At 59.1% G+C, this 23,874-nt stretch carries 19 protein-coding genes; all 19 read left to right on the top strand.

The annotated features are described in order from the left end of the window. The first annotated feature begins 63 nt into the window (after positions 1-63). The 19 genes from DBV08_RS10225 (at position 64) to DBV08_RS10125 (ending at position 23,874) form a co-directional block, all read left to right on the top strand. The gene (locus tag DBV08_RS10225; RefSeq protein WP_124567369.1) at positions 64-1,161 is read left to right on the top strand and encodes a glycosyltransferase; all 1,098 of its coding nucleotides are present in this window, start codon (positions 64-66) and stop codon (positions 1,159-1,161) included. After that, positions 1,142-2,284: a polysaccharide pyruvyl transferase family protein gene (locus tag DBV08_RS10220; protein ID WP_095971960.1), complete on the top strand. Its 1,143-nt coding sequence runs from the start codon at positions 1,142-1,144 to the stop codon at positions 2,282-2,284. Before DBV08_RS10225 ends, DBV08_RS10220 begins: the two co-directional genes overlap by 20 nt. 375 nt (positions 2,285-2,659) lie before the next feature. After that, the gene (locus DBV08_RS10210) at positions 2,660-3,709 is read left to right on the top strand and encodes a glycosyltransferase (protein WP_095971927.1); all 1,050 of its coding nucleotides are present in this window, start codon (positions 2,660-2,662) and stop codon (positions 3,707-3,709) included. Continuing rightward, complete coding sequence (locus tag DBV08_RS10205) at positions 3,706-4,497, top strand: glycosyltransferase (RefSeq protein ID WP_095971928.1); 792 nt, start codon at positions 3,706-3,708, stop codon at positions 4,495-4,497. The genes DBV08_RS10210 and DBV08_RS10205 overlap by 4 nt, the downstream gene beginning before the upstream one ends. After that, entirely contained in the window at positions 4,487-5,413 is a 927-nt protein-coding gene (locus DBV08_RS10200) for a glycosyltransferase family 2 protein (protein ID WP_124567368.1), read from the top strand. The genes DBV08_RS10205 and DBV08_RS10200 overlap by 11 nt, the downstream gene beginning before the upstream one ends. A gap of 5 nt (positions 5,414-5,418) precedes the next feature. Continuing rightward, complete coding sequence (locus DBV08_RS10195) at positions 5,419-6,753, top strand: lipopolysaccharide biosynthesis protein (protein ID WP_260395490.1); 1,335 nt, start codon at positions 5,419-5,421, stop codon at positions 6,751-6,753. 64 nt (positions 6,754-6,817) lie between these two features. Further along, the gene (gene gmd, locus DBV08_RS10190) at positions 6,818-7,849 is read left to right on the top strand and encodes a GDP-mannose 4,6-dehydratase (protein WP_019747432.1); all 1,032 of its coding nucleotides are present in this window, start codon (positions 6,818-6,820) and stop codon (positions 7,847-7,849) included. After that, a complete protein-coding gene (locus tag DBV08_RS10185) occupies positions 7,846-8,814 on the top strand; it encodes a GDP-L-fucose synthase (RefSeq protein ID WP_124567367.1) in 969 nt (322 codons plus the stop codon). Before gmd (DBV08_RS10190) ends, DBV08_RS10185 begins: the two co-directional genes overlap by 4 nt. Before the next feature lie 52 nt (positions 8,815-8,866). Continuing rightward, positions 8,867-10,192, top strand: coding sequence for a UDP-glucose/GDP-mannose dehydrogenase family protein (locus DBV08_RS10180; RefSeq protein ID WP_095971932.1), 1,326 nt, complete (start codon positions 8,867-8,869; stop codon positions 10,190-10,192). A gap of 640 nt (positions 10,193-10,832) precedes the next feature. Then, entirely contained in the window at positions 10,833-12,278 is a 1,446-nt protein-coding gene (locus DBV08_RS10175) for a polysaccharide biosynthesis tyrosine autokinase (protein ID WP_095971961.1), read from the top strand. Between the two features lie 1,413 nt (positions 12,279-13,691). Then, positions 13,692-15,215 carry a sugar transferase gene (locus tag DBV08_RS10165; protein WP_185564568.1) on the top strand — a complete coding sequence of 508 codons (1,524 nt, stop codon included), beginning with the start codon at positions 13,692-13,694 and terminating at the stop codon, positions 15,213-15,215. Between the two features lie 16 nt (positions 15,216-15,231). After that, positions 15,232-16,500: an O-antigen ligase gene (locus DBV08_RS10160; RefSeq protein WP_260395483.1), complete on the top strand. Its 1,269-nt coding sequence runs from the start codon at positions 15,232-15,234 to the stop codon at positions 16,498-16,500. 1 nt (position 16,501) lies between these two features. Then, entirely contained in the window at positions 16,502-17,713 is a 1,212-nt protein-coding gene (locus tag DBV08_RS10155) for a glycosyltransferase family 4 protein (protein ID WP_124567364.1), read from the top strand. Next, complete coding sequence (locus DBV08_RS10150; protein WP_124567363.1) at positions 17,710-18,921, top strand: hypothetical protein; 1,212 nt, start codon at positions 17,710-17,712, stop codon at positions 18,919-18,921. Before DBV08_RS10155 ends, DBV08_RS10150 begins: the two co-directional genes overlap by 4 nt. Then, positions 18,918-19,814, top strand: a complete 897-nt coding sequence (locus DBV08_RS10145; protein WP_124567362.1) for a glycosyltransferase family 2 protein — start codon at positions 18,918-18,920, stop codon at positions 19,812-19,814. Before DBV08_RS10150 ends, DBV08_RS10145 begins: the two co-directional genes overlap by 4 nt. Beyond that, the gene (locus tag DBV08_RS10140; protein ID WP_124567361.1) at positions 19,811-20,977 is read left to right on the top strand and encodes a glycosyltransferase family 4 protein; all 1,167 of its coding nucleotides are present in this window, start codon (positions 19,811-19,813) and stop codon (positions 20,975-20,977) included. Before DBV08_RS10145 ends, DBV08_RS10140 begins: the two co-directional genes overlap by 4 nt. A gap of 5 nt (positions 20,978-20,982) precedes the next feature. Next, positions 20,983-21,780 carry a WecB/TagA/CpsF family glycosyltransferase gene (locus tag DBV08_RS10135; protein ID WP_124567360.1) on the top strand — a complete coding sequence of 266 codons (798 nt, stop codon included), beginning with the start codon at positions 20,983-20,985 and terminating at the stop codon, positions 21,778-21,780. 97 nt (positions 21,781-21,877) lie between these two features. Further along, positions 21,878-22,909: a GDP-mannose 4,6-dehydratase gene (gene gmd / locus DBV08_RS10130; protein WP_095971940.1), complete on the top strand. Its 1,032-nt coding sequence runs from the start codon at positions 21,878-21,880 to the stop codon at positions 22,907-22,909. Beyond that, complete coding sequence (locus tag DBV08_RS10125; protein WP_185564566.1) at positions 22,906-23,874, top strand: GDP-L-fucose synthase; 969 nt, start codon at positions 22,906-22,908, stop codon at positions 23,872-23,874. Before gmd (DBV08_RS10130) ends, DBV08_RS10125 begins: the two co-directional genes overlap by 4 nt.

The raw sequence follows: 23,874 nt of genomic DNA, 5'->3' as shown, positions 1-23,874 counted from the left end.
ACTGGTTGATGACGAGCGACATCATGATCGTCGCGAAGACGCTCGAGGCGGTGTTGGGAAGTGATGGAGCAAATTGACCAGGAGAAGTTTGTGTCGGAACCGCCAAAGTTGAAGTCTTTGCTCGTCGTGGCACCCTGGTTGGAAGGTGGGGGTGCACAAAAGTCACTGTGCGGATTACTACGCGGCCTTGCCGACACACATACGACCGTCGTCACTTTGTTTGCAGGCTGCCGAGACTTCAACGAGGTTTCCGACCTTGCCGACGAGTTCGTCATGCTCGACTATCCAAGGAGTCCTCGCGGACTGGTCGGAGCCAGTCGTGCAATAACAACACATCTTCAGCGTTCGGATGTGGTCTATTCACTGATGAGGGGCAGCCATGTCGCACTCGGCGTCGCGAGTGTCTTCAAACGCCTTCCGAGTGAGCTGATTGCGACCTTCCATCAGTTGCCGAGTGCGGATGAAACTGGCGTTGTCTCCCTGATCGAGAACGTGCTCGTTCGTAATGCACTTCGGAACGCAAAGCTGATCACTGCACCTTCGGAATTAGCCGTGAGTCAGATTCGCCAACGACGTTACGGACCGCATGCTCGCCTTGTATACGAGCCGAACTTGATCCGAGTTGACTCGAGAGAAACCACTCGTCGTGAACGTGCGGGGGCACCCCTACGGCTCTTGGCTTGTGGTCGTCTATCCAAGCAGAAGGGTTTCGATCGAATTCCCGAACTTCTGTCAGATATCGAGATTCCTTGTGAAGTCAAAATCTTGGGATCAGGGCCGGAAGAGGAAGATCTGAAACGGCGGTTCGACGATGCGAAGCCTTCTGCGCATACGGTGGAACTAGTCGGACGCGTCGATGATGTTGTGCCCTACCTGGATTGGTCAGATGCGGCATTCATGCCCAGTCGAAACGAACTCAATCCTGTGTTCGTATGGGAGGCGTGGGCACGCGGCCGGCCGGTTGTTGCCACCGATCTACCTGCATTCGAGGATCTGCGTACCTCCGGGCCAGTGCTCACATTTACCGGCGCGGCCAGCCTGCGGTCCGCCCTCGGCATCGTATCGAGTGACGGGTACCGAGATTCTGCCTATTCAATGGGTTTGCAGGCGTCCCGCACCATGACGACCAGGAGTGAGATCGTTGCCCGAATACAATCGTGACCGCCCGCGCATCCTGGTCATTCATGCATACAGTGCTCAAAACTCTGGCGACCGGTTGCTGGTGGAGGAAACACTCGAATTGCTGAGATCGGTGTGGCCGGACTCTGTCGTCGACGTGATTGCCACTGATGCAGAATCATTCCGCCACCATCCGATGGCGAACCATGTCAAGTTCCATCAGTGGACATCGGCATGGATTCCGAACCCGAAAAAGAAGGCGTCCGTACGCGTTTCCATGCTGGCCAGTTCACTCACCGGCGGGCCGGCATCTGTCAAGATGCTGTTCGAGCAAGCAGATTTGGTTGTCGCCGTCGGGGGCGGATACCTACGAGGTTCGTCTGTTTCTGAAGCCCTGAAAACTGCAGGGGCGCATTTCGGTCAACTCGATCTTGCCGCACGAAGTCGTGCGCGCAAGATCTATCTCCCGCAGAGTATCGGCCCGTTCCCGAGCCTTCTCCGTCGCCGCATCGCAGGTTCGCTGAAGGCGATGGACCAGGTGCTCGTTCGAGACGATCGATCACACGAATTGTTCGCCGACCTCGGCAATGTCGAACGAATCTCGGATCTGGCGGTTCTCAAGATGGCGGAGGTCCGTGCACCTCGCAATATCGAGATCACGCATGGCCCGGTAGTCGTGGCCCGTGAGCTCTCCCGCCCTGGATCCTACGAGAACACTTTGTCCGACTTGGCTCGGTCAGATCATGTCGTATGGGCGATTCAGTCCACGGGTGGCGGAAACAATGACACGCCCCTCACCGCCAAATACTCTCCGGAAACCCCAAAGCCATTGCAGCACTATCTGGAAAGCGCGGAGAATCGCGTTGTTGTCAGTACACGCCTCCACGGATCGTTGTCTGCATTGCTCGCTGGAAAGCCGAGTGTGCACCTAGGCTACGAACGAAAATCATGGGGAGCTTTTCATGATCTGGGGCTGGAACAATACGTTCTCGATGCCCGACGGACTTCGGCAACGCGCGTTCTCGACGCGGTGGAATCGATTCGAGACGATCCAGCCACTTACTGGAGTCTGATCGATTCACGCATCGAGGCCGTCGCGTCCCAGAGGGAACGCCTGCTCGACTCCCTGGCTGTGCCATGCCAGTCGCCGACGGTCGGCCAATGACATGAATCTCTCGATCCTGTTGTTTGCCAGTGTTTTTCTCTTGCTGATCGCACGTGCAAGTGTGGTTACGGTGTTGCAAACCCGACCTCAAACCTCGACAAATGGTCGCTGCGATCTGGGCGCTGCTGACCACGGACGACGAAGATCGATACCTGGCATCGGCGCTTATCGTGACCACGGCTGCTTGGGTTTCGCGGAGGCGCCGATCCAACCCTATCGAACCGGTCTGCTTCCGTTCTTGTGCCCTCTCCTCCTTCTCTTGTGCTCCTCAGGCATGCGGAAACGATCATTTGATACTTCGGAGACGGAAGACGTTGAGATGAAAACGATTCGAGATGCACCGGTTGGTGCCGGTCCGACGAGAGATGGTGCGCGATGAAAGTTCTGCATGTCACGGAAGCACTCGGAGGGGGTGTAAGCACCGCGATCTTGAATTATCAGGCGTTGACCCCGGAAATGCATCACTGCGTGATCGCTCGCGAACGGGTCGGGCAGAGCACGTACAATTTTCCCTCCGAACTCAGCGTGACATTGGTACCTGGAAGTTTGGCCGCACTGTTACTGTCCGCGATTCGTATGGTGCGCCGAGGAGATTTCGATATTCTGCACCTGCATTCCAGTCTTGCCGGTCTCGCCCGGATCATCCCAGGACACCGGGCTGGGATCGTATACACCCCACACTGCTATGCGTTCGAGCGCACCGACGTCAGCCCTCTCGCGCGGGTACTCTACAAGTCTGTTGAGCGTGGGCTACTTTCGATTCGGCGCCAGTGCGTTGTCGCGGTGAGTGGACGAGAAGCCGAGTTGACTACGGAGTTGTCGAACTCCTCCACCTCGATCGTGGTCGGCAACGTATCACCGACCGATCACGGCGGGTATTTGCGCGCAAGCAGCCATGGGGCAACGGAAACATCGGCTGAAAGAAGCCGAGTAGTGATGGTGGGAAGAATATTTCCCCAAAAAGATCCCCAATTGTTCGCCGATATTGCATCAAGGCTGTCGAGCAGGTTCGAGTTCGTGTGGGTAGGAGATGGTGAAGCCGTCTTGAAAGAAAGTCTCGTGGAATCAGGGGTTCGGGTGACGGGCTGGATTCCAGCTGAACAGGTGCTGGATGAAGTGCGCGCCAGTTCGCTGTATCTCCATACTGCAGCCTGGGAGGGCGCTCCGATATCCGCGGCGGAGGCTGCCGCTGTAGGTGTCTCCGTAATCAGTCGAGATATCAAAAGTATGGTCTCGCTTGGTTATCCAGTCGCCGGCAATACCGCCGAGTCGCTTTCGACGGCCGTCACACACTATTTCGACTGCCTGGACTACCGAACCGCAGTTCAGGCCAAGACACAAAGTTTCAACCGAACTGTCGACGTCGTGAGTGCGCGGACAGCACTCAATGACGCCTATGCACTCGCGAGAGGGGTTTCTCGATGAACTCATCGGTCACCGTCATTACCATCACCAGGAACGATCTATCTGGGCTGGTCCGCACGATCGAGAGTGTCCGGACTCAGAGTGCACGAGGAGTCGAACACATCGTGATCGACGGTGGCTCGACCGATGGGACTGTGGAATACCTTGATTCACTGGGTGATTCGTTGGTGTGGAACACAGGTCTCGACAGCGGTCGTTATGACGCAATGAACATCGGTGCAGAGTTGGCGAGTGGCGAATTGCTGTGGTTCATGCACTCGTCGGACGTATTCCATTCAGGTGACGTTCTGGAACGAGTTTCTCGGGAGTATCAAAGAGGGGACGTCTCTTGGCGGTGGGGTTACGGGCTGAGCAACATTCATGACTCCGGAAGTTCCATCGGAATCGGTGGCCGGATCCCGTTCAGTCTGTCCCGATTCTCCCTGGGTGGAAACATCATTCCCCATCAAGCATGTGTGATCGAGAAGTCTCTGCATGTTGAGATCGGCGGTTACGATACCGAATTCGGGCTCAGTGCCGATCAGCTGTATCTGTTGAAGATGGCAGTCCGATCAGAACCGCGGGTGTGGACCGAGTTCTTCTGTGATTTCGATTCGGCCGGCGCTGGTTCGGTGCGGGGCATGATGGATCACTATCGGGACATGCGGCGATCGCGCGCCCTGACCGGTGTCACAGTCTTCAGGTCGCACCGGCTCGATTATGCAGTGTCCTTGGGAGTTGCGCTTCTTGCAAAAACTGATCGTGTCCAAAGACGAGTACTAGCGGGGGTGACTCCTCGTGTCCGGTGAATCTTCAGAACCCACAACGGAATTGAAGTCGGACTTCGCAGTTGTCATACCAGCTTTCAACGCGGAAGCCACACTTATGGCGTCAATCGAGAGCGCGCACAATGCGGGCGCTTCGGAAGTCATCGTGGTGGACGACGGATCCACAGACGGTACCGCCGCGCTATGTCGCGCCCACGACATCCGTGTCCTGACGCAGCCCAATGCGGGTGCATACCTTGCGAGACGACGGGGGGCCGCGCTTGTCACGGCACCGTACATCGTGTTCCTGGACGCGGATGATCTTCTGGTCACATCCGGCGTTCACGAGTCCTTGCGTATTCTCTCCGCGCAGGCGGACTGCGCAGTCGTCGCTGGACGTGTGATGGCGAGCCTCCCGCGTGGGCGTAGTCGGTTGAACAAACAGTCGTACTCCGAGATCAATACTCGAACCCTGTTGACGCAAGGTTATGGTCCGTTTCCACCGGGAGCGGCGCTGGTTCGGCGTGCCGATTACGAAGCGGCGATCGCTCTCGACGTACCTGAGATCGTCGAGCGTTATGCCGACGACTACGAATTGTTCATTCGGCTATCCGTCGTCGGCCGAATCGTTCAACACAACACTGTGTCCCTCGTGTATTCGATGTACGCAGGGAAATCCATTGGTTCTCCCGAGAAATCGCTATTGTGCAAGGAGTCGATCAGGGGGCACTACGCGCGACATCTGGGGATCACCGTTCGGCTGATGAGCGCATCGGCGGTTGCCGCAGCTGCGAACGCACGTATGGGACGAGCGTCGTTCGCGCGTGGGTTTTACCTGCGGGGCTGCACGAAGGTAGCAGTTGCCGCGTGCTACAAGGTACTTTCTCGGCTCGATAACAGCGGTCTGAAGCAGTCCACAATCGTGTCTGGTGCGGGAACCTCGGAGGCGCGAGGGTGAACACAGTGGTCAGCTCTTACCTGAGGTCGGCGAAGTCGATCGACCTGGGTGGGACCGGGTTCTTTCGACTGGTAGGTCTGCTGGCCGGAGCTTGTGCGAACTTCGCCGTAATAGCAATTCTGTCTCGCGACTACGGCGTTGAGTACTACGCCTTCTATGCGCTGATGGCGTCCATGTTGAACCTACTTCCCTTCGCGGACTTCGGTATCGGCGCGACCATGGTTAATGCAACAGCAGATTACCGAAGTGGTGCACTCGATCGGATGTCGTTCCAATCCCATTTTCGGCGGGCGAGTCTGGTTACCGTTCTGGTGTCCCTCGCTGTCGCAAGCCTCGCTTTCCTGTTCTACCAGTTGGGGCTGTGGGTGCCGATGCTAGGCGCAGTCGGTGAGATGAGTCATGCGTCAGCGCTGGCCACAGTGGTGATTATATCTGCGGCAGTTGGTATTCCGTTGGGTTTGGGATCCCGCATCCTGCAGGGTTGCGGAAAGATGCGCGTTGTCGTTACCGCAGCGTTGATCGGTCCGATCATTCAACTGATCGTGATAGTGGTCTGTTGGACTACTCACGCGCCGGCCTACCTGTTTGTTCTGGCACCGTGCGCAGGCTACCTCGCCGTCGGATTTCTGACCCTTGCTCTCGCGCTTCGGTCGATTTCCGGCGACGTGGGTTCGTTGGTCGGCTGGAGTCTTACAAGCCCGGTGCGAGTTCGCATGGCTGAAACTGCGGTTCCGTTTTTTCTCATATCGATCGGCATGGTCGTCGGCTTTCAGAGCCATAGGTTGCTGATCTCCACTTTCGGGACGGTGGAAGACGTCGCACAATATTCGGTGGTGGCGCAATTCGCTGGACCGCTACTGGCGATTTTGGGAGTGATGGGTCAGAACTTGTGGTCGAGATATCGCCAACGCTACCGACTCGGGACACTTCGGGTACGCGAATTTTCCCAGCATATAGTGCTTCTCGGCACTGTAGGCGCCGTATTTGCGCTCGCCCTGATCGTCATCAGCTATCCGGGAATACGGTTTGTCTCGGGTGGAAGCCTTGCCGTGCCACTGGCAACCGTTTTGGCCGGAAGTGTTTACATCCTTGTTGTTTCGGTGCATCAACCGGCGGCAATGTTCCTCATGGACCCGCGAGGGCTGTGGTTGCAAGTCCTGTGCGTCTGGCTGAGCGGCCTCGCCGGGATGGCATTGGCAATATCTTTGATTCCTGATCTCGGACCCGCCGCGCTGTACCTGGGGTTATCCGCAGGAATGGTTGTACTCCAAGTCATTCCGTGCATCTGTATTTCGGTGCGGCGAATTTCGAGCATGGAGAAGACGGGCGTGACCGTGTGAATAGATGCCCGAAAATCTTGAAATCGTACATACAGATGGTCGTACATACACATGAAGGAGAGAAATGAAGAAGGCACTGATCACCGGAATTACAGGCCAAGACGGTTCATACCTGGCCGAGCTGTTGTTGAGCAAGGGGTACGAGGTCCACGGACTTATTCGTAGATCGTCCACGTTCAATACAGCTCGAATCGATCACATGTATGTGGATCCCCACACGCCGGATGCAAAACTGTTCCTTCATTACGGCGATCTCAGCGACGGGGCGCGTTTGGTCACTCTTCTCGCACAGATACGCCCGGACGAGGTCTACAACCTCGCAGCGCAGTCCCATGTGCGGGTGAGTTTCGACGAGCCGGAACACACCGGTGACACGACGGGAATCGGGTCGATCAGGTTGCTCGAAGCAGTCCGGATGGCTGGTCTCGAATGCAGGTTCTACCAGGCGTCCAGTTCCGAGATGTTCGGTGCGACACCGCCTCCGCAGGACGAGCAGACTCCCTTCTACCCGCGATCGCCGTACGGTGCTGCGAAGGTGTACTCGTACTGGATCACCAAGAACTACCGCGAGGCGTACGGGATCTTTGCCGTGAACGGAATTCTGTTCAACCACGAATCTCCCCGGCGAGGCGAAACATTCGTCACTCGTAAGATCACGCGAGCGGTGGCACGGATCAAGGCCGGTCTGGAAAGCCATTTGTACATGGGCAATCTCGATGCAATCCGCGACTGGGGCTATGCGCCGGAGTACGTGGAGGGAATGTGGAGAATGCTGCAGGCCGACGAACCGGACGATTACGTGCTCGCGACAGGCGGCAACTACTCGGTCAAGGATTTCCTGACGGTGGCCTTCGAGCACGCCGGCCTGAACTGGGAAGATCACGTGCGCTTCGACGAGCGCTATCTGCGGCCGACGGAAGTAGATGCGTTGATCGGAGATGCCGGTAAGGCGGAGCAGAAGCTTGGCTGGAAGGCGACTGTGCATACCCCTGAGCTGGCTCGAATCATGGTCGATGCGGACATCGAGGCTCTGACGTGTGAGGGCAAGCCCTGGATCGACCGTCCGAACCTGGTGGATTGGGAGCACGCTCGATGACGGGGGAGTACGCGCAGAAGCCCCTCGATCGGAGCGACGCGGTGTACGTCGCGGGTCATCGTGGCCTCGTGGGTTCAGCGATTTGGCGTCGGTTGGAAGCCGACGGTTTCAGTCGCCTTGTCGGTCGCACGTCTGCCGAACTAGATCTTCGCGACCGCGGTGCAGTGTTCGAATTCTTCGCTGCTGAGAGGCCGAAGAACGTGGTTCTCGCGGCAGCCAGAGTCGGCGGGATCCTGGCGAACAGCACACTGCCGGTGGACTTCATCTCCGACAACCTTCGCATCCAGGTGAACGTGATGGACGCGGCGGCCGAATTCGACGTAGATCGCCTGCTGTTCCTCGGATCATCGTGCATCTACCCGAAATTCGCTCCTCAACCGATTCGCGAAGAATATCTTCTGACCGGTCATTTGGAACCGACGAACGATGCATATGCCATCGCAAAGATCGCGGGAATCCTGCAGGTACAGGCCGTTCGAAAGCAGTTCGGGCGTCCGTGGATCTCCGCGATGCCGACCAATCTCTACGGCCCGGGTGACAACTTCTCCGCCAAGGGCTCTCATGTGCTGCCGGCCCTCATCAGGCGCTTTGACGACGCGCGCCGTGATGGAGTTGCGTCAGTCGTGAACTGGGGCAGCGGGACGCCGAGACGCGAGTTTCTCCACGTCGACGACATGGCGGATGCCTGCCTTCACTTGCTCGACCACTATGACGGAGCAGAACACGTCAATGTCGGTACGGGCGAGGACCAGAGTATCGCGGAGATCTCCGCGATCGTGGCGGACGAGATCGGGTTCGACGGCGAGATCGAATGGGATCATTCGAAACCTGACGGGACGCCGCGGAAGTTGCTCGACATCGGGAAGCTTCGAGATTTGGGGTGGCAGCCCAGGATTGACCTTCGTGCGGGGATCGCATCGACCGTGGAGTGGTATCGACAGAATGTCGATTCGATCAGGACATGAAGTACTACAGCATTATTCGACGTAAACCCGACTTCGACAGGCAGACATCGTTATGACTTCTCGTATTGCGGTATTCGGCACCGGCTACCTCGGGGCGACACATGCTGCGTGCATGGCCGAGTTGGGCCACGAGGTTCTCGGGGTGGATGTTGATCCGAACAAGCTCGCCATGCTCGAAGCTGGGGAGGTTCCTTTCTACGAACCAGGACTCGAGGAAGTGCTGCGCCGCAACATAGCCGCGGGACGTCTTCGATTCACCGCCTCCTACGAGGAAGCCGCAGAGTTCGCCGACATCCATTTCCTCGGCGTCGGCACGCCGCAGAAGAAGGGGGAGTTCGCGGCCGACATGCGTTTTGTCGATTCGGTGATCGAGACGCTCGCGCCCCTCTTGACCAGGCCGACCGTTATTTTCGGGAAATCAACTGTGCCAGTGGGCACAGCAGAGCGACTGGGTGCGCGGGCACGCGAACTGGCGCCTGCCGGACAAGACGTCGAGGTGGCGTGGAATCCGGAATTTCTCCGGGAAGGCTACGCGGTGAAAGACACGCTTCACCCGGACCGGCTTGTGCTCGGGGTCGACCGCCATCGACCCGGACGTGCGGAATCGGTTGCGCGTGAAGTGTACGAGCAGCTCTTGAACGAAGGTATTCCCTTTGTCGTGACCGACCTTGCGACTTCGGAGTTGGTCAAAGCATCAGCCAATGCATTTCTGGCGACGAAGATCTCGTTCATCAATGCGATCTCGGAGGTCTGTGAGGCGTCGGGTGCAGATGTGACCGTTCTTGCCGATGCCATCGGCCACGACGCGAGAATCGGTAGGCGATTCCTCAACGCCGGAATCGGTTTCGGTGGTGGCTGCCTACCGAAGGACATCCGTGCTTTCATGGCACGTGCGGGTGAGCTGGGAGCAGATCAAGCACTCACTTTCCTACGCGAAGTCGACAATATCAACATGCGTCGCCGCACTCGGATGGTCGAACTGGCTCGAGAAGCGTGTGGTTCGCTGCTAGGAGCCAACGTTGCGGTTCTCGGTGCCGCCTTCAAGCCTGACTCCGACGACGTGCGTGACTCACCTGCGCTGAACGTTGCCGGCCAGATTCAGCTGCAAGGCGCTGCCGTCAATGTCTATGACCCGAAAGCAATGGGAAACTCGAAGGCGTTGTTCCCCACCCTCACTTACACTTCGAGCGCACTTGACGCGTGCGCAGGCGCTGACGTCGTCTTGGTTCTGACCGAGTGGACCGAGTTTCGAAAGCTGTTGCCGTCGGACCTCGAAGCTGTCGTCCGCAAGAAGGTCATCATCGACGGACGTAACTGCCTGGAACCGACCACCTGGCGCGACGCAGGGTGGACCTACCGAGGTCTCGGAAGGCCGTAAACCGGTGAAACCTTCACGGAGGCTGGGTTGTTGTAGGCATCGAGGGGAAGTGGCCGTGCGCCCGGGACCAAAGTCTGTCAGCGAGCGAGCTGTGACCGGGGGAGATGCTGGGATCGCAGCTCGTGCGTCGCATGGTGAGGGGCATGTTGCCTTGTTCGGTTGGTGTGCATCAACTTCCGGCGGCAAGTTACGTAGTTGGTCGACGACGGACGTTGGTCCTACGGCTCGCCATGGTATGTGACCCTTTCGCGGTCGGCGCGGTCGATTGACGATACCGAGGGCGTTCCGAGGCTCCGTTGCGGTGGTGAAAAGACCAATGACGCAGTAGAGTTCAGCCTGGCTGCACGTTGTGTCTGCTCTGCGCGATGTGCGAGTGGACCCGATGTCAGTGTCGCGGGTTTGTCAGTGTCGCGTGTTCGCCGCTTCCCGATCATGTATCGGCCAGGAAGTGAGATGTGTGAGATGCCGTGAAGGCTTCTCCCCCCTGGCTGTTTCGGCAAATACCTCGCGCTGGGACGCAGGGACGCGCGATAGAAGATTGGCTGCCTCGTTCAGCCTGCATTGAGTGCAGCGGCTCGACAGCGGCTGTCGATTACTACTCGAAGACGTGATACGTGTTCGAGCCGAAGGAGATTCGACGATGGATGTACGGGACTACCTGAAGATTTTGCAGGCACGGTGGAAGATAGTCGCTGTCGTCACTGTGGTCGTGATCTTGGGCGCATTGGGCGCCTCGTTGATTGCGACGCCGGTCTACCAGGCTTCCACGCGCCTGTTCGTGTCGACCTCTACCGGAACAACCGTGAACGAGGCTTACCAAGGTAACCAGCTCTCGCAGCAGTTGGTCACTTCCTACGCCAAGCTCCTTACCGGCGAGACACTGGCACAAAGAACGATCGATTCAGTCGGGCCCGATCGGCTCGGCGGGCTTTCCGCTGCGGAGATTTCGTCCAAGGTGACCGCGACATCGGCGCCGGACACGGTACTTCTCGATTTGAGTGTGCAAGATGCGTCGCCTGAACTGGCACGTGAAATCGCAAATGCGCTGTCGGACGAGTTTGTCGTCATGGTCAAAGATCTGGGTACGCCTGCGAATGGTGGCACAGCGCCGGCGCGCGTCGTTGTCGAGCAGCGAGCACAAACTCCCGCGGAACCGGTATCGCCGAAGACATCGCGGAACGTGGCGCTCGGTGCCGCGATCGGGCTTCTGCTGGGGATCGGGTTGGCTGTGGTGCGTGATCGCCTGGACAACACCGTCAAAGAGCGCAAGGTGGTCGAAGACATCGCCGGCGCGGCGATGGTGGGAACAATTCCGTTCGACAAGGAACGCGAAGTTCATCAAGCGATCAACTTCCACGAGGGCAATTCCGCAAGTGCCGAGGCGTACCGCGAGCTCCGAACCAATCTGCAGTTCCTGGCCGTGGATCGCCCACCGAGTGTCATCGTCGTCACGAGTTCTCTTCCCTCCGAGGGAAAGACCACGACTGCGGTCAACATCGCACTCGTGTTGGCCGAGGCAGGCAAGAAGGTGTGTCTCGTCGAAGGTGACCTTCGTAAGCCTCGCGTTTCGAAGTACCTTGGACTTATCGGAAGCGTCGGTCTGAGTTCGGTCCTGGCCGGGCAAGCAGACCTGGACGACGTACTTCAAGTTACGAGCAATGCCGACCTGACGGTTCTTGCCTCGGGTCCGATTCCTCCGAACCCGAGCGAATTGCTGGGGACTGACACTGCTCATGCAGTCTTTGCCGACCTCCGCAGAAGGTTCGACTACGTCATCATCGACGCCTCGCCGTTGCTTCCTGTTACGGATGCTGCAGTTCTTTCAGCTCTGGCGGACGGTGCGCTCGTGATTGCGCGTCACGGCTCGACGAAGAGGGAACAGCTGAGCAGGGCGGTCGGCAATCTCCACAGTGTGGGTGCGACGATTCTCGGCACCGTCATCACGATGACCCCGCTGAACGGCCGTGGATCCTACGAATACAAGTACTACTACGATTCCGATCCGGTTGTCGCTGACGTGGCCGTGGGAGGTTCCGTGGACAGCAATCCAGTTGGCGAACGAAAGGTCACGTCGACAGTCATCTGACTTGGTCGTACTTTAAAACCCGACGCCTCACAGGGCCCCCGAGCAATGCTCGGGGGCCCTTCTCTATGTGGTGAATCGGACGCAATCTCTAGTCGGGTCCTCTGAGTCTGCACGCGCATTGCCGGAATGCAGGTTCATCGGTCGTCGCAGTAGTTGGGTAGATCGATCTGGTTGCATCCCGCGATGGATTTGGACAGAGGATGCAGGAGCTGTTGGCGCAGCCGGCGGCGTTGCCGGGCCCGACATTGTCCCGGCAACCAGCTGGCGGATCGCTCGAGACGGTAAGAAGGGGTCCGGCCGTCGGAACACCGGAAGGGAGAGCGTCGACTGCTCTGCGGGAGTTGCTCACGTATGCCACGCAACCGGTGGGCCTCGGTCGTGTCTTGATCACCTGCAACGAAACGAACGCGGGTTCGCGTAAGGTCATTGAAGCGTGCGGGAGTCTACTCGATAGCCTGCGCACAGCTGATCAGTTGTCCCGCAACGTCGATTATTCGACAGACACGCTCCGCTACTGGGTGCCAACAAGCGCGTCGAGCATCAGCTGACCCTATACGGCCACACACGCTTGCCATGGCCATCGGTAGCGATCGCCCCGCTTTGCAGCCGGGCGGATGTGCAATTCCGCACCTCTCGAATCTAGCTGTGCTGCAGCTATTTTAGGGCCTCGCAGACGGTCGTTGACGGCCCAGGCTCCTCCTTTCGCATGTCCGAATTCTCGGTGTCGCCCGATCGCAGGTTTGCGCATTGTCGGCCCGTCGTAGGTAAGACGCCCATAGGCGAAGTATCGGACAATTGTCCAGGGTTGAGGCGACGCTGAACGCATCAAAGCATGGTTTGCAGAGCGATTACCAACTGCGTGCTTGTTTCCGTCCAAACGTGGAGTCCAATTGACCACGGAAATGAAAACTATAGGTACGCAACGGTAATTGTGGGGAATGTTCGTACCTTCCTGCTTGGAGGGTAAGTAACTGAGTTCAATGCCGGAGTCCGGAAGAAGTTCGGAAAGCGCTATTGCCACGCTGTCCGGAATGTGGCAAACTCCTCACTGGTACTGACCAGCTAGCCGAATAATTGCCGAGTCCTGAGTCCCGGCAATATCGAGGCTGGCGACGTCAGCGGGCGAGGAGAAATCGCCGATCGTCCTGTGTTTGGGTCGTTAGTGGACTCTGCTTCAATCATGGGGTGTGAGCTGCGGCAATGCCGCATCAATCGACCGTTGGGCCGAGGCCTGACAATAGTCGCCGGGCTAACTACAAGGCGCACGTAATGCGACCATTCGCACTGAACGCAGTGATGCGGAGCAGTTGCTTCGCAGTCGAAGTATCGGGATTCGGCACGGCGGTCCGCTGGACCTCGGCCGGTGAACAGCTTCAGGCCGAATTCTGTGCATGGGGAAAGGTATCTGAACACATGACGGTTCTCGAGATGGCCGCGCCTACGAACGAACGGCCACAACAACACCGACGAGTAGCGCCGGAGCGGGCTGGTGGAGTGTCCGCACGCAGGAAATGGCAATCTGCGTACCTTCGTCGCCTGGCGATCACCGACACGATCATCGTTGCGGCAGTTGTGTTTCTGGCTCAATGGTGGCGATTCGGTAGCGACGCGGATGTCGTCGACGGTGAAGCGTTCGGCCATTTGAGCTACACCGCACTGTCTTTCGCCCTGATCATCGGCTGGTTCGCCGTACTAAGAGTGTTTCGCACCAGATCTCCTCGGGTGATCGGAAGCGGCCCTGAAGAGTACCGATTGATCGCTGTCGGAACGCTCCGCCTGTTCGGACTGATTGCGATCGCCAGCCTTCTCCTTCACCTGGAGATCGCGCGCCTGTACCTCGCAGTTGCGTTTCCGATGGGATTGACCGCCTTGATCGCGAGTCGTTGGATCTGGCGACGGGTGATTGCTCGTGAGCGGGCCCAAGGTGAATTTCGAACTGCAGTTCTCGTGGTCGGTGTGCGAGGGGCGGTTGTCGATCTTGCACGCAACCTCGAGCGCGACGATGCCCATGGATACCGAGTCGTCGGCGTCTGCGTACCTGGCTACGGCGGAGACGTGGTCGAAGTTGTCACAGTGAACGGCCGGGACATTCCGGTGCTCGGGGACGAGCACAGTGTCGCCGACGCACTCGAACAGGTCGGGGCCGACACGGTGGCGGTGACGGCATCGGAGCGACTCGGACCGGAAGGGCTGCGCAAACTGGCCTGGGAACTCGAGCGTGATCATGTGGACCTTGTTGTCGCACCGGGGATTCTGGACGTGTCCGGACCGAGGCTGTCGATGCGCCCGGTCGCTGGATTTCCGCTGATCCATGTCGAGCGTCCGCGCTATCACGGCGCACAGAAGTTCACGAAGACGACCTTCGACATCGTCTTCGCAACCGTGGTACTCGTCGTGATCAGTCCGGTGCTTCTGGCGGCTGCGATCGCAGTCAAGCTCACGAGCAAGGGGCCGGTTCTTTACAAGTCCGAGCGGATGGGGTTGGACGGGCAGCCGTTCCCGATGCTCAAGTTCCGCTCGATGGTCCAGAATGCGGATTCTCAGGTCACGGCGCTGATGAAGGAGAACGAAGGCGCCGGAGTGCTTTTCAAGATGCGAGACGATCCGCGGGTGACGACTGTCGGTCGCTTCATGCGTCGGTACTCGATCGACGAGTTGCCCCAGTTCGTCAACGTCCTTCGGCGAGAGATGAGCGTCGTCGGACCGCGGCCACCGCTTCGGCGCGAGGTCGAGATGTACGACGGTGCGGTCAGTCGCCGACTGCTGGTCAAGCCCGGTGTCACCGGCCTGTGGCAAGTCAGTGGACGTTCGGATCTTTCGTGGGAAGACACTGTCCGCCTTGACCTTTCCTACGTCGACAACTGGTCGATGATGGGTGACGTCATGATCGTCGCGAAGACGCTCAAGGCGGTGGTGGGAAGTGATGGCGCCTACTGACCAAAAGGCGGCACCGGTGCCGTGCGAAAATGAGGCTCCGAACAATCCGCTGATCTTGCGAACGGCATTGGTGATCGCGGTCATCGGCGCGAGCGGAGCCTTTCAGGCGTACACGCAGAAGACAGCTCTCGGATCGTTGCTCGTACACGGTTCGGCCGTTCTCGCGGCGACACTGGCGTTGGTCTACTTCCTCGATCGGCGATACTCACGGAATGCGACCTGGCCCGTCTTCGCGCTTCTGATCGCGGCCTGCGTTCCGGCGACCAGCTGGTACTGGTCGACGCTACCCCGGAACTCCGCAGTCGCCGGCATCGTCATCGTGTGCCTGGCGATCACGGGAATCATCGTCGCCCGGGAGTTGACCTTCGCGGTGCGAGTGCGGACTGTGGCCATCACCTTGCTGGTACTACTCGTCCTGTCTCTGATCGTCGTGATTCTCGATCCTTCGACTGGCATCGACGTGGACACCCGCGCCGTTGCCTATCGCGGAATCTTCACCCACAAGAACACTTTGGGCCGAATGGCTGCGATCGAAGTTGTTCTCGTTGCTGTCATACTCATGCTTCCCGACGTCAAGCGGATACCGTGGGTGGCGGCGCTTGCTGTCGCGGGCATCGTGTTGTTCGAAGCCCGGAGCCAGACCAGTCTCGTCGCTGCTGGGATTGCACTGGCGACAGTGCTTGCTCTGAAGTGTTTTCGACGGACACCGAACGCTCACCTCGCCTCGACGGTGATCATCGGGCTCTACATCGGGGTGTCCGGCGCGATGAAGGTGCTCGGACCCGATGTCGCAGCGATACTCTCGCGAGATGTCACGTTGACCGGCCGGCTACATCTCTGGACGGTATCCGGCTACTACGCCGAACAGCGGCCTCTGCTCGGCTGGGGTTTCGGCTCGGTCTGGGCACCAGACAGCGCCGTTGGACAGATGATCCGGTCCAAGCTGTCCTTTCCGGCGACCAGCGCGCACAACGGAATGCTCGACATTCGTCTGCAGATCGGTTGGATCGGATTCCTGCTGCTGTTGGCCGGCTTTTACCTGCTTCTGAGCACGGCGCTCGGGCGAGCCCGCAGCAGAACGGAGTACATCGCCGTCGTCGCGATCATGGTTCTCGTCTTCTCGATGGACTTGACGGAATCGACGCTCTTCTTCGGCGCCATGTGGTTGATCGTATGGGTCTTCCTGGCACCGTACGGACCCTCGACGCACCGCTCTCACAGTGCGCGGCGTGCCGACACGAACGATGTGTACAGCCTCGCTACGCAGCAAAGAGGAGGTCGGTGAGATGTACAAGACGTTCGATGTAGCGCGTTCGAAGCCTGATGTGACTCTAACGCCCGCCGGTGGATCCACGCAGCCGAAAGCCTTGATGTTCCATGCGATCTATCGGAACCCGGGTGGCGAGGAACAGAGCTTTGCGAACGAATCCAAGCTCCTCGAATCGATCGGATACGAGACGGTTCGGTGCACCACGGACAACTCCGAGATCGCCGGGGGACCGTGGGCGGCAGTCACAGCAGTATTCAGCCCGCGGGTACTTGTCGACGCGTTTCGTATTATCCGTTCGGAGCGGCCTGACGTCGTCTACGTCAACAATCTCTGGCCTGCGTTTTCGGCCTCGTTGCTCGTGGCTGCGCGAGCAGCCGGAATTCCTACGCTGCAGGCGGTTCGGAACTACCGCCTGGCCACACCGTCAGCCAAGTTGCGCGGGGATGGCACGTGCACCGAATGTGGTTCCACGAACTACTTCTCGAGCTGTGTCCGCAACGGATGCTACGGCAACAGCCGACTTCAGAGCCTTGTCTGCTACTTGAGTGCTGCGGCAGTCAAGCTGAGCGTCTTGGGATGGAAGCAGCACAGGTTCGTGGCAACGAGCGCGATGACAGCGCGGCTGATCGAGGGGCCACTGATCGATTCCGATCGCGTCGTGGTTCGTCCGAACTTCGGATTCGAAGAAAACGAACCCGCGTTTCGGAGCACTGATTCGGTTGTCTGCGTGAGCCGACTGACACCGGAGAAGGGTGTCCTGGACCTGGTGCGCAACTGGCCACAGGACGAGGGAAGTCCCTCGCTCACAGTGCTCGGTGACGGACCGCAGTACGCCGAGATCTCCAGCATCAGCGCAGCTCGCGACAACGTCACGCTGGCCGGATTCACTTCACACGAAGATGTGATCGAGATACTCCGCGACAGTGCGGCGTCCGTGGTGCCGTCTCAATGGGCAGAGCCGTTCGGACGCGTTGCGATCGAATCGATGTCGGTTGGCACCCCGGTCATCTACGCAACCAGCGGCGCTCTCGCGGACATTGTCGGACCTGGCGGAACGCCTCTCCATTCCTTGGATGAGTCGTCGATTCGCGAGGCCCTCGACCGGATCTTCGGAGCGGGCGACCGATCGGCGATACGTAAATCCGCATATCGTCACTACTCGAATCGCTTCACATCGGGCAAGGCATCGACGTCGATGCGTGAGCTCATCAACGAGGTGAGATCGTGAACGATCGCACTCGACATGTGACATTCATGGCGGATCAGGCGCTTTCGAGCATCCTCACTTTTGTCGTCCTCACCTCGGTGGCACGACTCGGCGGTCCGATCGAAGTCGGACAGATTGCCGTGATTCAATCGGCGGGTCTGTTGGCACTGGCACTGGGGCGAGCGATCGGCGTCGACGTCTGGCTGTCACGAGGGGCGAGGACCGACGAGCGCGGACCGGCGTTGGCACCCACGATCGCGCTGGCGGCGGTATCAGTGACATCGGTGTGGGCTCTGTTCCTGATTGCCGGCTCGGACTCGATGAATCTCACGGTATACGCCTTGGCTGCAGCTGGTTTCGTGGTGTTCGACGTGATACGCACGATGCTGATGCACGACGGTGCGAGTTGGATCTCTGCGTCGATACAGATCGTGACACTCTCGTTCGTCCTTATAGCAGCTTTCCTGGTCGAGAATCTGACACTTGCACTCGTGACCTATACGGTCGGTGTCTTCGTCGCGCTCGTTCTCGGTCACGCAACCATGCGTCTGATACCGCCGGTGCCGTCAATCAGGTACTCACGCACTCACCGGTACAGATCCGTGCCGTTTGCGATCGAGATATTGATGGGATCAGCTGCGCAGCAGGCGATGTTCTTGATACTGACCGTGGTGGCGTCGATCTCGATGATCGGTGAGATCAGAACTGCCCAGACACTGCTCGGTCCACTGTCCTTGATGTTCGCGGGCATCTCGCCAATTCTGATGCGCAAGTTCGGCAGTGGTGTCGAAGCGATGAGCCCGGCCGAGTGCATGGCACTCGGTCGCCGAGTGGGCTTGCAGGTCTTCTGGGTTTCGATCATCTGCGTTTCGCTGATCTGTCTCACGCTCGAGATTCGACTCTCGGGAGTGCGATTGATGGATCATCTGGTCGGGACGCACTTTCCGAACTTGATACCGGTCATTCTGATGTGCGGGCTGGCGGTGGCGTTCAACGGGATTCTTCTGGGCGTCGGCACGTCGATCCGCGTCCTGGACAAGACCGGAACCCTCAACACATTCCGCGCAGTGCTGCTGCCGGTGCAGTTTCTGATCGTTCTCGGGGCCGGACTGTCCGACGATGCCGTCTATGTCGCTGGAGCCTTGGCGCTGTCGGCGTGTGTCAGCGCGAGCGTCGCACTCCTGGTCTCGATGAATCACACCTCTCGACCGAAAGTTGATCTCTCATGAAGAACCTGAGCGGCGTCATGGTCGCGATTCTGACGTTCCGTCGAGAAGCCTCACTTGCTGTGTGCGTCGAGAGTGTCAAGGCGTCGATCGAGGGCGCCGGCGTCGAGGCCGAAATCGTGGTGGGCGAAAACGATCCGGAATCCACGACGCCGACATATGTCGCAGACGGGATCGAACGATTGCATCTCGGATTCGGCAGGGTATCTCCGGCACGACGTGCGCTGGTCGATCTCGCCCGTGCACGAGATCGTCGATACATCATCTTCGTCGACGACGACGAGTACGTCGACGTCGACTGGCTGTCGAATCTCCTCACCTGCGCCGCAGATTTCGACGCAGGTGCTGTGGCCGGTCCCGTGATTCCGGTGGGCCTGCCCGCCTCGGAACTTCCATTGCACACTCGCGTTCGACATTCGACCGGGACGCCGGTTGCGTCGGCAGGTGCTGGAAATCTGTTGTGGGACCTGAAGGCTTTGAACGGCTTGAACTTCAGTGACGACTGGGATCTATCTGGCGGCGAAGACACCGAGTTCACGCTCCGGATGAGTGCCGGCGGTGTCCGGCTGTTGTGGTGCGACGAGGCGCTTGCGTACGAACCCGTCGACGAGGAACGGCGTCGGGACTCCTGGCTCTTCGCCCGGTACGTCAACAACGGACGAATCCTCGCGGTCTGTCAGGGACAGCTCGGACTGCCACTGCTGACGGTTCAGATTGCCAAACGCGCTTTGCTCGTACTCGCGTCGGCGACGTTGATCCCCGCTGCCCTGATCAGCCCACGGATCAAACGCGTGGTTCTCGACAACGGTGCACGAAACATCGGTTGGTTCTCAGAGCAATTCGGCCACCGCGGTTCACGGATGCCGCGCGCACAGAGGCTCGAGGTAGCGCGATGACACGGTTGTTGATGACGGCATACGCCTGCGATCCGAATCAGGGGAGTGAATCCGGGGCGGGTTGGGCGCTTCTCTCGGCGGCTTCCGAACTGTGTGAGTCGATCACGGTGGTGACTCGCTCCGGTGAGGCTCCCACATTGGAATCAGAATGTGAACAGCTCGGTTGCGAAGTTCGTGTCGTACGAATAGCGACTTTGACCGCGGAAGAAGCCGGATCGTACGGTCGATATCTCCGATGGCTCTGGCACACTTCACTGTTCGTTCGTCGTGAAGCGGCACACTTCGACGTCCTGCACCATGCAACGTTCGCGTCCGACTGGCTGCCCCCACCGGTGCTGTTCGGTGGAGCCGGCGGCGCACGACTCGTATGGGGGCCTGCCGGGGGCAACACCTACCCGCCGATGCCACTCGCCAAGCGCATCGGTTTGCGGTATCTGGCAACCACGGCAGTTCGGACCTGCTCGACGAAAGCCGCTCGGTCACTGACACACATCTTCATGTCAGGACGAGTCGACACTTTCATCGCGATGAACTCCGACAGCGGACGTGGCGCACCGCGGGCACGCAACGTCGTCGTCCAACCCAATTGTGTCCTGGACTACGACGGAATCGAGAAGCAAACGGTACCCAGGCCGAAACGAAGACTCTTGTTCGTAGGGAGACTGTTGCAGTACAAAGGAATCGATCTGATTCTGGATGCGCTCGAGCAGCTGGGCACCGAGTGGTCCATGACCTTTGTCGGGGAGGGACCCGCCCGCGGGCGGATTGAGATGTCGCTTCCGTATCGCCGCGGTCAGATCACGCTTCGCGGGTGGCGCGACAGATCGGAAGTGGTGGGCGAGATGGGGGCCTCCTCCGTTCTGCTCTTCCCGAGCATGCACGATTCGGGCGGCTGGGTGGCGGCCGAAGCAGCGGCCGTGGGCCTGCCGGTGGTCTGTTTGGATCTCGGCGGTGTACCGACACTGGCCGGTAGGAACGCCGTGGCGATCCCGGTTGCGCCGGCGTCGACTCTCGTCTCGCGTATCGCTCGATCGGTTGTCGAGACAGAGCTTTCTCTCTTTGAACCGCAGCGTGATTGGACTCGATCTCGGTTGAAATCGGTCTTGTCGCGCAGCTACGGCCAGTGCAATGAACGTCAACAAAGGAACGCTGAAAAGTGGTGAGACAGATGAGCAGTCCGTTCGAGGTCATCGAGGTGGGTGGCATTCCGTTTGCCGCGACCAACCTCGAGGGAGCTACTGATTGGGTAGTCAACGACAGACGAGAGGGAGCGGGAACCGGAGTCTCCGTGAGGTTGTCGAATTCCTACTGCGTGTCGGCGGCGCACAACGATCGTGACTACTCCGCGATTTTGAAGGGTCCCGGTGTGAACTTCGCAGACGGAACCCCGGTCAGTTGGGTGATGCGCCTTATCGGCGCCACCGCTTCCGATCACGTCGGTGTTCGACCAGTCCGGGGTCCATCGTTCTTCGAGGCCACCTTGGACAAGGGGCGCCGCTACGGCCTTCGTCACCATTTTGTCGGCACGACAGAAGAGACGTTGAGTCTTTTGACGGATCGAGTGGAAGAGTTGTACCCGGGCATCACGGTGGCTGGCACTTACGCCCCGCCGTTTGCCGCGTTCAGCAAGGAGTTCGTCGATGACATCATCACGAAGGTCGGTCCGTCGGCGCCGGACATCGTGTGGGTCGGCTTGGGAGCGCCGAAACAGGATTTTGTCACGAAGGCGATAGCGGATCGAACCGACTACGTGGCCGTCGGTGTCGGCGCGGCCTTCGACTTCTTGGCCGGAACCGTTTCTGAGGCACCGTCTTTCGTACGAAATTCGGGATTCGAGTGGTTGTATCGACTTGCATCGGAACCCAAACGTCTGTGGCGGCGCTACCTGTTCGGTAACTCGACATTCGTCCGGTTGGCATCGCGCGACATTCGAAAGTTCCTCGGCCGTTCGAGAGGACACGCATGAGCGAGATCAAGACTGCCGGTCGATTCGGAGGAATACGGACCACAACCGTGGTTTCGCAACTATCAGGCGGGCTGTCCCGCAACGGAAGGAACGCAGGATGAAACGCGCACTGATTACCGGAATCACGGGGCAGGACGGCTCGTACCTCGCCGAGTTGCTGCTCTCCAAAGGCTACGAGGTTCACGGACTGATCCGTAGATCGTCGACGTTCAACACTTCGAGGATCAACCACATTTATGTGGACCCCCACCATGTGGATGCGCGGCTTTTCCTTCACTACGGTGACCTCAGTGACGGAGCGCGCCTGGTGACGCTGCTCGCGCAGATCAAGCCGGACGAGGTGTACAACCTTGCTGCGCAGTCTCACGTCCGGGTCAGCTTCGACGAACCCGAACACACGGGGAACACGACGGGTGTGGGGTCGATCCGTCTTCTCGAGGCGGTTCGGATGGCGGGGCTCGACTGCCGGTTCTACCAGGCGTCGAGCTCTGAGATGTTCGGTGCGACGCCACCGCCGCAGAACGAGGAGACGCCGTTTTATCCACGCTCTCCCTACGGTGCGGCGAAGGTGTACTCGTACTGGATTACGAAGAACTACCGTGAGGCGTACGGGATCTTCGCGGTGAACGGGATTCTGTTCAATCACGAGTCTCCCAGGCGCGGTGAGACGTTCGTGACGCGCAAGATCACGCGTGCGGTGGCGCGTATCAAGGCAGGGATCGAGGATCATCTGTACATGGGTAATCTCGACGCGATTCGTGATTGGGGATATGCGCCGGAGTATGTCGAGGGTATGTGGCGCATGTTGCAGGTCGACGAGCCTGAGGATTTTGTGCTCGCCACCGGTGGCAACTATTCGGTGCGCGACTTCCTGACAGTCGCTTTCGAACATGCGGGTCTGAACTGGGAAGATCACGTGCGATTCGACGAGCGGTACCTTCGTCCGACTGAGGTCGACGCCTTGATCGGGGATCCGAGCCACGCCGAGCGCAAACTCGGGTGGAAGGCCGGAGTGCACACCCCCGAACTGGCCCGGATCATGGTCGACGCAGACATCGAAGCGCTCGAACATGAGGGGCGCCCGTGGATCGACACTCCGGCACTTCCCGACTGGTTGGCGACGCGATGAGAGATTCGTTCGCAGCGCGAGCGCTCGATCGAGGCGCACCGTTCTACGTAGCCGGACATCGAGGATTGGTCGGCTCCTCGGTGTTGCGGCACCTGGAATCCGAAGGCTTCACGAACCTTCTCGGAAAGTCGTCCGCCGAACTCGATTTGCGTGACCGGGACGCTGTCTTCGATTTCTTTGCCCGCGAAAAGCCGACCAATGTGATCCTCGCAGCAGCAAAAGTTGGTGGAATTGCGGCGAACAGCGCGTTCCTCGTCGACTTCCTGTCGGAGAATCTTCGGATCCAGGTGAACGTGCTCGACGCTGCGCTTGCACACGGCGTCGAGCGTCTCCTGTTCCTCGGATCATCGTGCATTTACCCGAAATTGGCGCCGCAGCCGATCAAGGAGGAGTACCTGCTCACCGGGCATCTCGAGCCGACCAACGATGCCTATGCAATTGCAAAGATTGCAGGAATACTCCATGTCCAAGCTGCCAGACGACAGCATGGTCGATCCTGGATCTCGGCGATGCCCACCAACCTGTACGGCCCGGGCGACAATTTCTCGCCGCGCGGATCGCATGTACTTCCCGCCCTCGTTCGGCGTTACGACGAGGCGCAGTCGTCGGCAGTGCCGTTGGTTGTCAACTGGGGGAGTGGCAATCCTCGCCGTGAATTTCTGCATGTCGACGATCTCGCGTCGGCGTGTCTGCATCTGCTCGACAACTACGACGGTTCATCGCATGTCAATGTCGGAACCGGTGAGGATCACACAATTCGTGAGATCGCTTCGATGGTTGCCGACGAGGTCGGATACACCGGCGAGACGCGATGGGACACCTCGAAGCCTGACGGAACGATGCAGAAACTTCTGGACGTGAGCATGATTCGAGAGCTTGGATGGCGGCCGACCATCGGATTGTGCGAAGGGATCGCGTCGACGGTCTCGTGGTACCGCGACAACATCGGTGCCCTACGTACGTGA

Source organism: Rhodococcus sp. KBW08 (assembly GCF_003852455.1).
Lineage (GTDB): Bacteria > Actinomycetota > Actinomycetes > Mycobacteriales > Mycobacteriaceae > Rhodococcus_F > Rhodococcus_F baikonurensis.
Note: the sequence above shows the minus strand (reverse complement) of the source record. Positions and strands in the feature narration are given on the sequence as shown.